Origin of the sequence: Hydrogenophaga sp. UC242_53, from assembly GCF_042696965.1 — a bacterium.
GTDB lineage: Bacteria > Pseudomonadota > Gammaproteobacteria > Burkholderiales > Burkholderiaceae_C > Hydrogenophaga.
Window position 1 is genome coordinate 1,108,694 of record NZ_CP170552.1, and the last position, 14,110, is coordinate 1,122,803.

9 protein-coding genes and 3 pseudogenes are annotated in these 14,110 nt (G+C 67.0%); 7 read left to right on the plus strand and 5 right to left on the minus strand.

Annotated features, from left to right (window positions below; all coding sequences use genetic code 11):
* Positions 1 to 4 precede the first annotated feature (4 nt).
* The 4 genes and pseudogenes from ACFJI0_RS05745 to ACFJI0_RS05760 all read right to left on the minus strand — a co-directional run bounded on the left by ACFJI0_RS05745 (position 5) and on the right by ACFJI0_RS05760 (position 5,572).
* The gene (locus tag ACFJI0_RS05745; RefSeq protein WP_382323742.1) at positions 5 to 2,575 is read right to left on the minus strand and encodes a PAS domain S-box protein; all 2,571 of its coding nucleotides are present in this window, start codon (positions 2,573 to 2,575) and stop codon (positions 5 to 7) included.
* A 26-nt stretch (positions 2,576 to 2,601) separates the two neighbouring features.
* Entirely contained in the window at positions 2,602 to 3,459 is an 858-nt protein-coding gene (locus ACFJI0_RS05750) for a sulfurtransferase (RefSeq protein WP_382323743.1), read from the minus strand.
* Positions 3,460 to 3,484: 25 nt separating this feature from the next.
* Positions 3,485 to 4,377, minus strand: a pseudogene (locus ACFJI0_RS05755) (DMT family transporter).
* Positions 4,378 to 4,423: 46 nt separating this feature from the next.
* Positions 4,424 to 5,572 carry an aromatic ring-hydroxylating dioxygenase subunit alpha gene (locus ACFJI0_RS05760; protein ID WP_382323744.1) on the minus strand — a complete coding sequence of 383 codons (1,149 nt, stop codon included), beginning with the start codon at positions 5,570 to 5,572 and terminating at the stop codon, positions 4,424 to 4,426.
* Positions 5,573 to 5,872: 300 nt separating this feature from the next.
* Here ACFJI0_RS05760 and xseB point away from each other — a divergent pair, with 300 nt between their 5' ends.
* The 7 genes and pseudogenes from xseB to dut all read left to right on the plus strand — a co-directional run bounded on the left by xseB (position 5,873) and on the right by dut (position 13,431).
* Positions 5,873 to 6,130 (plus strand): exodeoxyribonuclease VII small subunit, encoded by a 258-nt coding sequence (xseB, locus tag ACFJI0_RS05765; protein WP_382323745.1) that lies wholly within the window; start codon positions 5,873 to 5,875, stop codon positions 6,128 to 6,130.
* A gap of 5 nt (positions 6,131 to 6,135) precedes the next feature.
* Positions 6,136 to 7,033: pseudogene (locus ACFJI0_RS05770) on the plus strand (polyprenyl synthetase family protein).
* Positions 7,034 to 7,078: 45 nt separating this feature from the next.
* A pseudogene (gene dxs, locus ACFJI0_RS05775) lies at positions 7,079 to 8,969 on the plus strand (1-deoxy-D-xylulose-5-phosphate synthase).
* A gap of 188 nt (positions 8,970 to 9,157) precedes the next feature.
* Complete coding sequence (locus ACFJI0_RS05780) at positions 9,158 to 9,763, plus strand: TRAP transporter small permease subunit (RefSeq protein ID WP_382325535.1); 606 nt, start codon at positions 9,158 to 9,160, stop codon at positions 9,761 to 9,763.
* An 18-nt stretch (positions 9,764 to 9,781) separates the two neighbouring features.
* Entirely contained in the window at positions 9,782 to 11,599 is a 1,818-nt protein-coding gene (locus ACFJI0_RS05785) for a TRAP transporter large permease subunit (protein WP_382323746.1), read from the plus strand.
* 188 nt (positions 11,600 to 11,787) lie between these two features.
* Positions 11,788 to 12,870, plus strand: a complete 1,083-nt coding sequence (locus tag ACFJI0_RS05790) for a TRAP transporter substrate-binding protein DctP (RefSeq protein WP_291111820.1) — start codon at positions 11,788 to 11,790, stop codon at positions 12,868 to 12,870.
* 111 nt (positions 12,871 to 12,981) lie between these two features.
* Positions 12,982 to 13,431, plus strand: coding sequence for a dUTP diphosphatase (gene dut / locus ACFJI0_RS05795; protein ID WP_382323747.1), 450 nt, complete (start codon positions 12,982 to 12,984; stop codon positions 13,429 to 13,431).
* A gap of 117 nt (positions 13,432 to 13,548) precedes the next feature.
* Here dut and ACFJI0_RS05800 read toward each other — a convergent pair whose 3' ends face one another.
* Positions 13,549 to 14,100, minus strand: a complete 552-nt coding sequence (locus tag ACFJI0_RS05800; RefSeq protein ID WP_382323748.1) for a peptidylprolyl isomerase — start codon at positions 14,098 to 14,100, stop codon at positions 13,549 to 13,551.
* Positions 14,101 to 14,110 lie beyond the last annotated feature (10 nt).

Consider the following 14,110-nt stretch of genomic DNA (forward strand, 5'->3'; position numbering starts at 1 on the left):
GGCTTTAGCCGGCGACGCTGTCCCCGAACGAGAAGCAGAAGCGCGCTCCTGCACCCGGTTGCCCTTCGCCGGTGATGTGGCCGCCATGGCGCTCGATGATGCGCCGCACCGTGGCCAGGCCGATGCCCGTGCCTTCGAACTCGCTGGGCATGTGCAGGCGCTGGAAAGGCTTGAACAGCTTGTCGGCATAGGCCATGTCGAAGCCCACGCCGTTGTCCCGCACATAGAACATCCGGGGTTCGCCACCCACCGGTGGCAGCAGGCCCCACTCGATCACCGAGCGGTCTTTCGTGCGGCTGTACTTGAGCGCGTTGGCCAGCAGGTTTTCCAGCACGATGCGCGCCAGGCGGGGGTCGCAATGCGCGCGCAGATCGGGCGTGATGCGCTGCTCGATCACACGCTCGGGTTGCTTGAGCTGCTCCTGCGCCAGGATGCCTTGCACCATGGCGCTGAGGTCCACGGTCTGCTGCGCCAGCACGCCCTGGCTCACGCGCGCCAGGGCCAGCAGGTCGTCGATCAAGGAGCCCATGCGCTGGGTGGAACTGAGCACCCGGTCGAGCAGCTGGCGCTCGTCGGCGCTCAGGCGCGGCCCCACCTCCTCCTCCAGCAGGCGGGTGAAGCCGTCGATCGCGCGCAGCGGTGACTTGAGGTCGTGCGACACGGAGTACGCGAACGAATCGAGCTCGGCGTTGAGCTGCTGCAGGTCGGCGGTGCGCTCGCGCACGCGGTGCTCCAGCGTCTCGTTGAGGCGCTGGATCTCGCGATCGCGGCGCAGGCGCACCAGCTCCGAATTGGCCCGGCCGGCGAAGATGGCGATCAGGGCCTGCGTGTCCGGGCGCAGTTCCACCGGCTGGCGCCAGAGCGCGAAGATCACGCCGATGGCGGTGCCGTCGGCATCGCGCAGGGCCTTGCCCAGGTAGGCCTGGCAGCCCGACTCGATGAGGCTGGTGGCCTGGGGGAACTGCTGCGCCAGGCCGTCCGTGCAGATGAGCATGTCCTGCTGGAGCAGGGAGCGCGCGCAGGGCGTGCCTTCGATGGAGAAGGTGAAGTTGGGCCGGGCCTGCCCGTCCTGGCGGATCGCCAGGCTGCGCACGCGGCCGTCGTCGCGGCATTCGCCCACCACCACCATGTCCGAGCCGATGGCCTCGCAGAGGTGGCGCGTGAGCGCGCTGAAGAAGGCTTCGCCGGTCTCGGCGGCCACGCCGCGCGCCACGTTGAGCAGCAGCGCCTCGCGCTCCTTCTCGGCGGTGATGCTGACGGTGCAGGCCAGGATGCAGGGCTCGCCGTCGATGTCCAGCAGCTCGGCCCAGATCCGGGTGTCCACCAGCGAGCCGTCCTTGTGGCGCATGCGGGTTTCGTAGCCGTCGATGTGGCCTTCGCACAGCAGCTGTTCCACGAAGGCTTCCCGGTCCTTGGGGGTCAGCCAGGCGCCGATCTCCACCGAGGTCTTGCCCCTGATCTCTTCCGGCAGCAGGCCCTGCGCGCGGTCCTGCGCGCGGTTGACCTCGATGATGGCGCCGTCCGAGAGGCGCGAGATCGTCATGTTCAGCGGGCTGAAATGGAAGGCCTTGGCGAAGCGCTCCTCGGAGCGGCGCAGCCGCTCCATGACCTCGTTCTGGGCGCTCACATCGCTGATGGTGGTGATGACCAGCTTGTCTTCGCGGTCGTCGCCCATCTCGCTGGAGACCAGGCCTTCGAAGGTGCTGCCGTCCGCGCGCTGGCCGCGCGCGGGGTACTGTTCGGCGCGCCGCGCGGCGAACAGGGTGGCCAGGTACGTCTCCCGCTGTTCGGGATCCGCCCACAGGAAGCTGTCGGGTCGGCCCAGGGCCTGGTCGCGGGTGTAGCCGTAGCAGCGCTCGAAAGCGGGGTTGACGTCCAGGATCATCCCGGAACGGGCCGACTGCGCGATCATGGGGCTGGGACTGGTGCGGAAGATGCGGGCGAAACGCTCCAGGTTGAGGTCGCGCTGGTGCTCGGTTTTCTTGCGCAGCTCCAGCTCGGCCTTCTGCCGGTCGAACGCCTCGCGCAACTGGCGCCCGCTGTGATAGACCATCACGCCCACCACGATCACGGTGGCCGAGTGCGTGATCCACACGCGCAGGCCGACTTCGAAATAGGGCGTCGCGCTGAACCAGCCATTGACCTCGGCCAGCGTCAGCACACCGAGCGCGCCCACGCTCGCCGCGACCGTGGCAATGAGCGCGGTGCGCCCGAGGAAGGTGCCCGCGCCGGCCACCGCCGCGACGAACAGGAAGCCCACCGCCGTGCGCACCGAGCCGTAGGTGACCACCGAGAGCACGGCCGTGGCCAGTGTGCCCATCACGATCAGGGGGGCCACGTAGTGCATGCGGTCCCAGCGCACCAGGGCATAGGCCACACCCGACACCAGAACCAGGCAGGCCGCGATCCAGGCTTCGCGCTGCCCCGGGCTGGCGAACATCAGGTCGATCACCAGCACGATCAGCGCGGCGATGCCGGTCAACAGCGCCAGCAGCTCCAGCACCCGCTTGCGCTGGCCGTCCGGCGCAGGGGTCTGGTCCGTCGGTTCCAGAAGGCGGGAGGAGGTCGGAGGCATGGGGGTCGGTCGGCAGGCGCCCGCTGTCAGCCCTGCGCCGTGGGCAGGCCCGGCGTGTTGCACCACTCGCTCCAGCTGCCCGGGTAGAGCTTCGCGCGGCCCAGGCCGGCGATTTCCATGGCCAGCAGGTTGGGCACGGCGCTCACGCCGCTGCCGCAGTGGTGCACCACGGTGGCGGGGTCGCGGCCGGCGAGCAGGCGGTCGAACTCGGCACGCAGTTCGGCCGCGGGCTTGAAGCGACCGTCCGGCGCCGCGTTGTCACCGAAAGGGCGGTTGAGCGCGCCGGGGATGTGGCCGGCCACCGGATCCAGCGGCTCGGTCTCGCCGCGAAAGCGCGCACCTGCGCGGGCGTCGATCAGGGTCATGGCGGGGCGCCCGAGCGCGCCGGCGATGTCCGCCGTGCTCACGGTCTGCACCAGCGGCTCGCGCAGTTCGAAGACCGCTGGCTTCGGAGGGTTCGCGGGACCGCTTTCCACGGCACCGCCGGCCGCCTTCCAGGCCGCCAGCCCGCCGTCCAGCACGGCCACGGCCTCGTGGCCGCACCACTTGAGCATCCACCACAGGCGACCGCTGGTGGTGATGGCCTGGCGGTCCAGTACCACCACCTGCTGGCTGTTGTCCAGGCCCAGCTGGCCCAGGCGGGCGGCGAAGGTGGCGCGCGAGGGCAGCGGGTGGCGCCCGCCGCTGGCGCGGTCGGGGCCGGACTTGTCGCTCAGGTGGTGCTCCAGGTGCACGTGCACCGAGCCCGGGAGGTGCTCGGCCTCGAACTGGGCCAGGCCTGCCTCGGGCTTCATCAGCTCGTAACTGCAGTCAAAGATGCGCAACGGGGCGCCACGGGCGATGAGTTGCTGGAGTTCGGGTGCGGAGATCAGGGTCGTGTGCATGCGCGCATTGTGGGGCAGATGCCCCTCAGTGTTCTTCCGCGGGTGCATTCGGCACGGTGCGGGTGCGCAGCACGGTGGCGGTGATGCCGCTGACGATGATCAGCGCCATGCCCAGCCAGCCCATCAGCGGCAGCTGGTCGCCGAAGAAGACGATGCCGTAGATGCCGGCGATCACGATGCCCGAGTACTGCAGGTTGCGCCACCACCATGGTCGCGCCGCGCGAGTAGGCGCGCGTCATGCAGAGCTGGCCGAACAACGCCAGCAGGCCGATGGGCAGCAGCCACAGGGCGCTGGGCCAATGCCAGGGGCTCACGCCCGCGAACAGCATGCCGATTCCGCCGGCGAGCACGGCGCCGATCGAGAAGTAGAAGACGGTGCGGCTCTCGGGCTCCCCGGCGCGCGAGAGCGCGGCCACCTGCAGGTAGGCGAAGGCCGCGAAGATGCCCGAGAGCAGGCCCACCAGCGCGCCCACCACCTGGTGGTCGGCCAGCGTGGGGCGCAGCATCATGCGCAACGCCGCCAAAGCCCATGAGCACCGTGAGGAACAAGGGGCCCTGCTCGCGGATGGGGGCGTTGCGCCCCTGCATGAGCAGGGCGCCACCGAGCAGGAAGGTGGCGATCCACACGCTGCTCATGTAGTTCAGCGTCATGGCCGTGGCCAGGGGCAGGGCGGCGATGGCGAAGAACCAGGCGGTGAGCGAGATCGTGCCGACAATGCTGCGCCAGACATGCATCATGGGCATGCTGGTGCGCAGCGACACGCCGTTCACGCGCGTCATCGCGATCAGGAAGATCGCACCCACCACGCCGCGGTAGAAGACGATCTCGAAACTGTTGAAGTGGCTGGACGCGAACTTGATGCACACGCCCATGGAGGCGAAGAACAGCGAGGCGAGCAGCATCCACAGGGCCTGCATGGATCAGGCTCCTGTGGGCGAAGGGCACATGCCGGTGCCGATGGCGTCAGCCCGGGATGGCGCCCGCCATGTGGCGGCGGTACCACTCGTGGAAGTGCTGCATGCCATCTTCCATCGGGCTCTGATAGGGGCCGACCTCGTTGTCGCCACGCGCGAGCAGGGCCTTGCGCCCGGCGTCCATGCGTTCGGCGATCTCGTCGTCCTCGATGCAGGTCTCCATGTACGCCGCGCGCTGCGCCTCGACGAACTCGCGCTCGAAGGCCGCGATTTCCTCGGGGTAGTAGAACTCGACCATGTTGAGGGTCTTGTCCACGCTGACGGGGTGCAGGGTCGAGACCGTGAGCACGTGCGGGTACCACTCCACCATGATGTGCGGGTAGTAGGTGAGCCAGATCGCGCCGTGTTCGGGCATCTTGCCCTGGCGGTACTGCATCAGCTGCTCGTGCCAGCGCTGGTAGACCGGGCTGCCGGCCTTGCCCAGCAGGTTGGCCGGGCCCACGGTCTGCACCGAGTACGCCGGCTTGAACTCCCAGCGCAGATCTTCGCAGGTGACGAAACCACCCAGGCCCGGGTGGAAGGGGGCGACGTGGTAGTCCTCCAGATAGACCTCGATGAAGGTCTTCCAGTTGTAGTTGCACTCGTGCAGCTCCACGTGGTCGAGCACCATGCCCTCGAAGTCGAGCGCGGCGCGTGGCCCCATGTTCGCCAGGTCGGCCTGCACGTCGCGTCCGTTGTCCTCGAACAGCAAACCGTTCCACTCGCGCAGCGGGTAGTTGTTGAGGTTCAGGCAGGGGTCCTGCTCGAAGTGCGGCGCGCCGAGCAGGCGCCCGGCCTGTTCACCGTGCGTGCCACTGTAGGTCCAGCGGTGCAGAGGGCAGACGATGTTGCCGCCGGCGCTGCCGCTGCGGGTCTCGCCGAGGTTGCCCCGGCCCTTGAGCATGACGGCCTGGCGGTGGCGGCACACGTTGGAGACCAGCTCCACCCCTTTGTCGGTGCGCACCAGGGCGCGACCACCGGCCTCATGCGGCAGTGCGTGGTAGTCCCCCACATGGGGAACCGCGAGTTGGTGCCCCACATACCGGGGCCCGCGCTGGAAGAGCGTTTCCTTTTCGCGCTGGAACAGCGCCTCGCTGAAGTAGCTGGAAACCGGAAGTTGGCTTGCGGCCTGCTGCAGTTGAAGACTTAAATCAGACATGGTGGTCCTGACCTAGAGACTCCCCCTATGAAGGGGCAGGGTAAGCGCTGTGCTCGTCAGACGAATTCGCGCGGGATGGGTGGGGTGGTGCGTCCCTCCGGACAGGGGCTGTCCGTAGTGAAGAGGTGTGGAGAAAAAAAGAGAGCGGATTGTACCCCGGGGGGGAATATCCCTGCCGGGCATAAAATGCCGGTTTCACCAGGCCATCTTCAGCACCCCAAGGCCGGGCCCATGCAGCCCGCCCCACCGCGCGGCGAAGCAAGTACCGCGGTTTGCGAAGGGCCTCAGCCCACAGAATCCATGCCCACACCTTCCCCCTCCCGCGCCCCCCGTGCGGCCCCTTCTCCCCATGCGCCCGCCAGCTACGAGGCGGCGCTGGAAGAACTGGAGCAACTGGTGGCCCAGCTCGATGCCGGACAACTGCCGCTGGACCAGTTGCTGACCCGTTACCAGCGGGGCGCGGAGTTGCTCGCGTTCTGCCGCTCGCGGCTGGATGACGTGGAAAACCAGATCAAGGTGCTCGAAGGCGGCACGCTCAAGCCCTGGGACGCGCCGTGAACGCCGTGCTCTCCGATACCCACGATTTCGTGGCCTGGCGCCAAGCGCAACAGGACGCGGTGGAACGCGCGTTGGAGCGCTGGGTGTCCGCCGACGCGCCCGCCGGGCTGGGCGACGCCATGCGCTACGCCGTGCTCGACGGCGGTAAGCGCCTGCGCCCGCTGCTGGTGCTGCGCAACCTGCGAAGCGGTGGGCGGCCACGCGGCGGCGGCGATGCGCGCGGCCTGCGCGGTCGAACTCATCCACGCCTACTCGCTGGTGCACGACGACATGCCTTGCATGGACAACGACGTGCTGCGGCGGGGCAAACCCACGGTGCACGTGCAGTTCGGCCAGGCCCAGGCCCTGCTGGCGGGCGACGCGCTGCAGGCCCTGGCCTTCGAACTGCTGGTGCCGGGCGACGGCAGCCTGAGCGATGGCATGAGCGCGCGCCTGTGCCGCCTGCTGGCGCTCGCGGCCGGGGCCGACGGCATGGCCGGCGGGCAGGCCGTCGACCTCGCCAGTGTGGGCGTGGCACTTGACCAGCCCGCGCTCGAAGCCATGCACCGCCGCAAGACCGGTGCCCTGCTGCAGGCCAGCGTGACCATGGGCGCGGCCACCGGCACGCCCTCGCCCCAGGCCCTGGCCCTGCTCGCCGAGTACGGCGCCTGCGTGGGCCTGGCCTTCCAGGTGGTGGACGACATCCTCGACGTCACCGCCGACTCGGCCACGCTGGGCAAGACCGCCGGCAAGGACGCCGCGGCCGACAAACCCACTTTCGTCTCCCTGATGGGGCTGGACCAGGCACAGGCCTATGCCGACCGCGTGCTGGCCCAGGCCCACGACACCTTGCGCCGCTCCGGCCTCGACCACACCGCCACCCTGCACGCCCTGGCCGACTGGGTGGGGCGGCGTGCGTCCTGAGGCCCGAAACAAGGCCGATCCACCATGACCCAAGCGCCCCCGCCCATGAATTCCCTGTTGTCGACCATCGAATCCCCCGCCGATGTGCGCCAACTCGCGCGCACGCAACTTTCGCCGCTGGCTGATGAACTGCGCGCTTTTCTGCTGCAGAGCGTGGCGCGGACGGGCGGTCACCTCAGCTCCAACCTCGGCACGGTGGAACTCACGGTGGCATTGCATTACGTCTTCAACACCCCCGATGACCGCCTGGTCTGGGACGTGGGCCACCAGACCTACCCGCACAAGATCCTGACCGGCCGGCGCGACCGCATGGGCACGCTGCGCCAGTTCGGCGGCATCAGCGGCTTTCCGCGCCGCGACGAGAGCGAGTACGACACCTTCGGCACCGCGCACTCGTCCACCAGCATCTCGGCCGCGCTGGGCATGGCGCTGGCCTCCAAGATCAAGGGCGAGCCGCGCAAGTCCATCGCCATCATCGGCGACGGCGCCATGACCGCCGGCATGGCCTTCGAGGCGCTGAACAACGCCGGCGTGGCCGAGGGCCGCCTGCTGGTGGTGCTCAACGACAACGACATGTCGATCTCCCCGCCTGTGGGGGCGCTCAACCGCTACCTGGCCCAGCTCATGAGCGGGCAGTTCTACGCCGCCGCGAAAAACGTGGGCAAGCAGGTGCTCAAGGGGGCGCCGCCCCTGTTCGAACTGGCCAAGCGCTTCGAGGAGCACGCCAAGGGCATGGTGGTGCCGGCCACGCTGTTCGAGAAATTCGGCTTCAACTACATCGGGCCGATCGATGGCCACGACCTCGAATCGCTGATTCCCACGCTGGAGAACATCCGCCACCTGCTCGACACCGACAGCGGCCCGCAGTTCCTGCACGTGGTCACCAAGAAGGGCCAGGGCTACAAGCTCGCCGAAGCAGACCCCGTGGCCTACCACGGCCCGGGCACCTTCGACCCCGCGGTGGGCATCACCAAGCCCGCCACACCGTCCAAGACCACCTTCACCCAGGTGTTCGGCCAATGGCTGTGCGACATGGCCGAGGCCGATCCGCGCCTGGTCGGTATCACGCCGGCCATGCGCGAAGGCTCGGGCATGGTCGAGTTCGAGCGCCGCTTCCCCGCGCGCTACTTCGATGTCGGCATCGCCGAACAGCACGCCGTGACCTTCGCCGCCGGCCTGGCCTGCGAGGGGCTCAAACCGGTCGTGGCGATCTACTCCACCTTCCTGCAGCGCGCCTACGACCAGCTCATCCACGACGTGGCGCTGCAGAACCTGCCGGTGGTGTTCGCGCTGGACCGCGCCGGCCTCGTCGGTGCCGACGGCGCCACGCACGCGGGCGCCTACGACATCGCCTACCTGCGCTGCATCCCCAACATGGCCGTGGCCTGCCCGGCCGACGAGGCCGAGTGCCGCCAGCTGCTGAGCACCGCGTTCGCGCAGAACCAGCCTGTGGCGGTGCGTTATCCGCGCGGTGCAGGTGCGGGTGTGGCCCAGCCCGCCGGGCTCGAAGGCCTGCCCTTTGGCCGTGGCGAGCTGCGCCGCAAGGGCCGGCGCGCTGCGCATTCTGGCCTTCGGCACCTTGCTGCAGCCCGCGCTGGCCGCCGGCGAGAAGCTGGGCGCCAGCGTGGCAGACATGCGCTGGGTCAAGCCGCTCGATGTGGAACTGCTGCGCGAGCTGGCCTCGTCGCACGACGCCTTGGTCACAGTCGAGGAAGGCAGTGTGATGGGTGGCGCTGGCAGCGCCGTGATGGAGGCCTTGCAGTCAGAGGGCTTCGCACTGCCCGTGCTGCAGCTGGGCCTGCCGGACACCTTCGTCGACCACGGCGATCCGGCTCGGCTGCTGGCCGGTCTGGGGCTGGATGGAACGGGCATCGAACGCGCCATCCGCACGCGTTTTGGCAATCTGCTCGCGCCCGTGGTGAAAGCGGTCGGCTGAACTGCAGCGCCGGAGCGTGGAAAACGGGTTTACCCTGCACGCAGGCCCTTTGATGCAAAAAAGGCATCCCCTACAATCAGCCGCTCCATACCACCCACACGCAGCTGCGGTACTTCGCTCGCTGCGTGTTTCTTTATCCATCGATAAATGGGGTGTGGGGTCTATGTTCACAAGAAATGGGAATCAGGATGGGTGCACTTCTCAACTTCTCTCGGGCCATCGACAGGCTCAACGCCTGGGTGGGCAGACACGCGATCTGGCTGATCATGGGTTCCACGGTCATCAGCGCCGTCAACGCGCTTGTGCGCTACACCTTCAACACCAGCTCCAACGCCTTCCTCGAGATCCAGTGGTATCTCTTTGCCTGGTCGTTCCTGATAGCGGCCGGTTTCACGCTGCTCAACCGGGAGCATGTGCGCATCGATGTCCTCAACAGCCGTTTGCCCAAGAAGGCGCAGATTTGGATTGACATCCTCGGCTTCGCTTTCTTCCTCACACCGGTGTGCCTGCTCGTGCTGTATTACGGCATCCCGATCTTCATGGAGAAGTACACCTCGGGCGAGATGTCGGGCAACCCCGGTGGCCTGATCCGCTGGCCAGTGTGGCTGGCGATCCCGGCAGGCTTCATCCTGCTGATGCTCCAGGGCTGGTCCGAACTCATCAAGCGCGTGGCCTTCCTCACCGGGCGGGGTCCCGACCCCACGATCAAGGCCGGCGAGAAGTCTGCCGAGGAAGAACTGGCCGAGATCCTGAGCCAGCGCGATGCCGCCAAAGGCACGCCAGTCTCGCAGTAACCGGCCAAGGAATCGACGATGGAATTCATTGCGGCGAACTTCGCCCCGATCATGTTTGCGGGGCTCATCATCTTTCTGCTGCTGGGTTTCCCGGTGGCCTTCAGCCTGGGCGCCTGTGGCCTGGCCTTCGGCATCGTCGGCATCGAGATGGGCGTGTTCCCGTCTTCGGTGCTGGCCTGGCTGCCGCAGCGCCTGATCGGCATCATCGCCAACGACACCTTGCTGGCGGTGCCTTTCTTCACGCTCATGGGCCTGATCCTGGAGCGCAGCGGCATGGCCGAGGACCTGCTCGACACCGTTGGCCAGGTCTTCGGACCGATGCGTGGCGGCCTGGCGCTGGCGGTGGTTTTCGTGGGTGCGATGCTGGCCGCGACCACGGGTGTGGTGGCGGCTTCGGTCATTTCGATGGGCCTGATTTCTCTGCCCATCATGCTGCGCTATGGCTACGACCGCCAGTTTTCCAGTGGCGTGATCGCGGCCTCGGGCACGCTGGCGCAGATCATTCCGCCCTCGCTGGTGCTCATCATCATGGCCGACCAGCTGGGCCGCAGCGTCGGTGACATGTACAAGGGGGCCTTCATCCCGGCCTTCATGCTGGTCGGCTGTTACGTGCTCTACATCGCCTGCCTGGCCATCTTCAAGCCCGCCAGCGTGCCTGCGCTGCCGACCGAGGCGCGCATCTACCGCGAGCCCAATGGCAGCGGCGGCTACCAGTCGCTGTTGGTGCTGATGGTGGTCTCGTTCATGGTCTCCATCGTGCTGGCGCGCTACATGCCCGAAGTCCACACCTGGTGGCTGGGCCGCGAGGTGACCTCCGTGCCCACCGACGAGAAGGTCGTCGTGGCCATGGCTGGCGGTGCCTTCGTGGCTCTCGTGATGGCCCTGGCCAACAAGTACGCGAAGCTGGGCTTGCTCTCGCGCCTGGCCGAGCGGGTGACCTTCGTGCTGATCCCTCCGCTGCTGCTGATCTTCCTGGTGCTCGGCACCATCTTCCTGGGCATCGCCACCCCTACCGAGGGCGGTGCCATGGGGGCGATGGGCGCCATCATCATGGCCCTGATGCGCAAGCGGCTGGACATGAAGCTGCTCAAACAGGCCCTGGCCACGACCACCAAGCTTGGCAGCTTCGTGATGTTCATCCTGATCGGGGCCACGATCTTCGGCCTGGTGTTCCAGGCGGCCGATGGTCCGATCTGGGTGGAGCATCTGCTGGCCGACCTGCCGGGCGGCCCGGTTGGTTTCCTGATCGTGGTCAACATCCTGATCTTCTTCCTGGCCTTCTTCCTCGACTATTTTGAACTCTCGTTCATCGTGGTGCCGCTGCTGGCGCCGGTGGCCGACAAGCTGGGCATCGACCTGATCTGGTTCGGCGTGCTGTTGGCGGTGAACATGCAGACCTCGTTCATGCACCCGCCGTTCGGCTTCGCGCTGTTCTTCCTGCGCTCGGTGGCGCCCGACAAGCCCTATGTGGACCGGGTGACCAACAAGGTCATGGCCCCGGTCACGACCATGCAGATCTACAAGGGAGCGATCCCCTTCCTGATCATCCAGCTGTTCATGGTCGGTGTGCTGATCGCCTTCCCGGGGCTGGTCACGGGCAGCCTCGACAAGGTCGGTGACTACGACCTCAAGGCCGTGGGAGAGCAGATGATGGAAGACCTCAACCCGGGCTCCGAAGGTGGCTACGGTGCGGACGATCAGACCGCGCCGTCAGAAGAAGGTCAGGAGCAGCCCTCTGCAAAGCCGGAAGCGGCTGGCGAAGCAGGCCCCGACGCCAAGGCCGCCACGGAAGACGACCCCATGAAGGCCATGCAGGAAGCCCTCGGCCGCAAGTGAGCTCTGCCAGCGGCGTGCCTGCGGCGTGACGAAGCGCAGGCTGTCGAGGGAAAACCCTCGGCGGCCTTGCCCTTGAGACACGGCAGATATCAATAGAATCAAAAGACCGTTCTTCATCCCGGTGTGTGCCACGCAAGAGGCTGCGCCTTTCTTTCAAGCTTTCATCAAGCAATCCTGGAGCAATCTCAATGGATCGTCGTTCTATCGTGAAGAGTGCCGGCCTGGCCGGCGTGCTGGCCGCTGGTGTGGCACCGGCCGTGCATGCGCAAGCTGCGGTGCGCTGGCGCCTGGCTTCGAGTTTCCCTCGTTCGCTGGACACCATCTTCGGCAGTGCCGAGAAGCTGTCGCAGACCGTCAAGGCACTGTCGGGTGGCAAGTTCGAGATTTCCGTTCACCCAGCGGGCGAATTGATGCCTGCCTTTGGCGTCGTGGACGCGCTTCAGGGCGACAACATCGACATGGCCCAGACGGCCGCCTATTACTTCACCGGCAAGGACCCTGTTTTCGCCTTCAGCTGCGCGGTGCCCTTTGGCCTGACCGCCCGGCAGAACACCGCTTGGAAGCAGCATGGCAATGGCGGCAAGCTGCTCGATGAATTCTTCGCTCAGTACAACTTCCGCACCGCCAGCGCCGGCAACACGGGCACGCAGATGGGCGGCTGGTACCGCAAGGAGATCAAGACTGCCGCCGACCTCAAGGGCCTGAAGATGCGCATGGGCGGCGGCGTGTTCGGCGAGGGCATGGCCAAGCTGGGTGTGGTGTCGCAGAACCTGCCGGCCGGTGAGGTGTACCAGGCGCTGGAAAAAGGCACGCTGGACGCGGCCGAATTTGTCGGTCCGCACGACGACGCCAAACTCGGCTTTCACAAGGTGGCTCCGTTCTACTACTACCCGGGCTGGTGGGAAGGCGGCGCCGATCTGGAGTTCTTCATCAACCTGAAGAAGTTCAACGCCCTGTCGGATGAAAACAAGGCCATCCTGAACGCCGCCATGGCCGTGGCCGCGACCGACATGACCGCCAAGTACGATGCCGTGAACCCGATCGCATTGAAGAAGCTGGTGGCCGAGAAGACCCAGCTCAAGGCGTTCCCCAAGGCGGTGATCGATGCCGGCTTCAAGGCCTGCATGGAAGTGTTCGCCGAGCACGAAGCCAAGTCGCCCACCTTCAAGAAGATCCACCAGGACATGCGCACCTTCCAGCGCGATCAGATTCTGTGGAACCGTTTCTCGGAGTTCCCGTTCAACCAGTACATGGCTGGCGTGAAGATCTGATCTTGAAAGCTGCACCTGCGGTCCGGCTCGACCGGGTCCATGGTGTATCTGGGCAGGGGCCCGCTGCGTGCAGCGGGCCTTTTCGTTCCCACTGACACCGTCTCGGTTTTTATGAAACTTGATGTCCGCATCCTGGATCCGCGTTTGGTCAGCCAGATGCCTTCCTACGCCACGCCCGGCAGTGCCGGCCTCGATCTGCGGGCCTGCCTCGACGCGCCGCTGGTGCTGGCGCCCAACGCGTGGCAACTGGTGCCGACCGGCCTGGCGATCCACCTGGCCGACCCCGGCTACGCCGCCATGATCCTGCCGCGCTCCGGCCTGGGCCACAAATACGGCATCGTGCTCGGCAACCTGGTCGGCCTGATCGACAGCGACTACCAGGGCCAGCTCATGGTGAGCGCCTGGAACCGAAGCGACGTGGCCTTCACCATCGAGCCCATGGAGCGCATTGCGCAGATGGTGATCGTGCCCGTGGTGCAGGCGGAGTTCAACGTGGTGAACGACTTCGCCACCGCGAGCGAGCGCGGCGCCGGTGGTTACGGTTCCACGGGCAGAGGATAAAAGACCGTCGTCGCGCGAGGCGGTTTGATCAAGAGGTGCCGCGGAACCGGCTTTGCCGGGCCACAGGCACCGCCCCCTTGAGGGGGACGCGCGCAGCGCGGCGGGGGTGTGTCCTGATCAGTGGAGTGTGTGGGGGCCGGGCGGCGTGAGGCCCGGGCCCTGCAGTTCGTCGGGCGCGTCCACCTGCATGCGGAAGAAGCCGGTGCCCAGCGTGCCCTGGCCGATTTCGTCTTCCCGGGCCTCGCGCACCGCGTGCACCTTCAGGCTGATGCGCAGGGCGATGCCGGCCAGGGGGTGGTTGCCGTCCAACACCACGTGCTCGGGGTAGATGTCGCTGATGAAGTACAGGCGGTCCTTGGGGGCCGAGGGGTTGCAGCCCGGGGGCAGGCCCTCGAAACCCATGCCTTCTTCGATCTCGTCGGGCAGCAGGTGGCGGGGTTCGAGGAACAGCAGGCGGTCGTCGTAGTCGCCGAAGGCGTCGGCCGGCTCCAGGTGCAGGTCGATCGTGTCGCCCGCCGAGTGGTTCAGCAGGGCTTCCTCGATCTTGGCCAACAGGTCGTTGCCGCCCACGAGGAACTCCACCGGCTCATCGAGCACGTCGAGTTCTTCGCCCAGCGTGTCCTTGAGGGTCCAGGTCAGCGCGACCACGCATTGTTGGTTGATTTTCATCCGACAATTG

Bases quoted from the DNA above. Each gene is read 5' to 3' on its own strand.
- ACFJI0_RS05760 (WP_382323744.1), bottom strand. From the start codon at position 5,572: ATGTCTGATTTAAGTCTTCAACTGCAGCAGGCCGCAAGCCAACTTCCG.
- ACFJI0_RS05790 (WP_291111820.1), top strand. From the start codon at position 11,788: ATGGATCGTCGTTCTATCGTGAAGAGTGCCGGCCTGGCCGGCGTGCTG.
- ACFJI0_RS05750 (WP_382323743.1), bottom strand. From the start codon at position 3,459: ATGCACACGACCCTGATCTCCGCACCCGAACTCCAGCAACTCATCGCC.
- dut (WP_382323747.1), top strand. From the start codon at position 12,982: ATGAAACTTGATGTCCGCATCCTGGATCCGCGTTTGGTCAGCCAGATG.
- xseB (WP_382323745.1), top strand. From the start codon at position 5,873: ATGCCCACACCTTCCCCCTCCCGCGCCCCCCGTGCGGCCCCTTCTCCC.
- ACFJI0_RS05780 (WP_382325535.1), top strand. From the start codon at position 9,158: ATGGGTGCACTTCTCAACTTCTCTCGGGCCATCGACAGGCTCAACGCC.
- ACFJI0_RS05745 (WP_382323742.1), bottom strand. From the start codon at position 2,575: ATGCCTCCGACCTCCTCCCGCCTTCTGGAACCGACGGACCAGACCCCT.
- ACFJI0_RS05785 (WP_382323746.1), top strand. From the start codon at position 9,782: ATGGAATTCATTGCGGCGAACTTCGCCCCGATCATGTTTGCGGGGCTC.
- ACFJI0_RS05800 (WP_382323748.1), bottom strand. From the start codon at position 14,100: ATGAAAATCAACCAACAATGCGTGGTCGCGCTGACCTGGACCCTCAAG.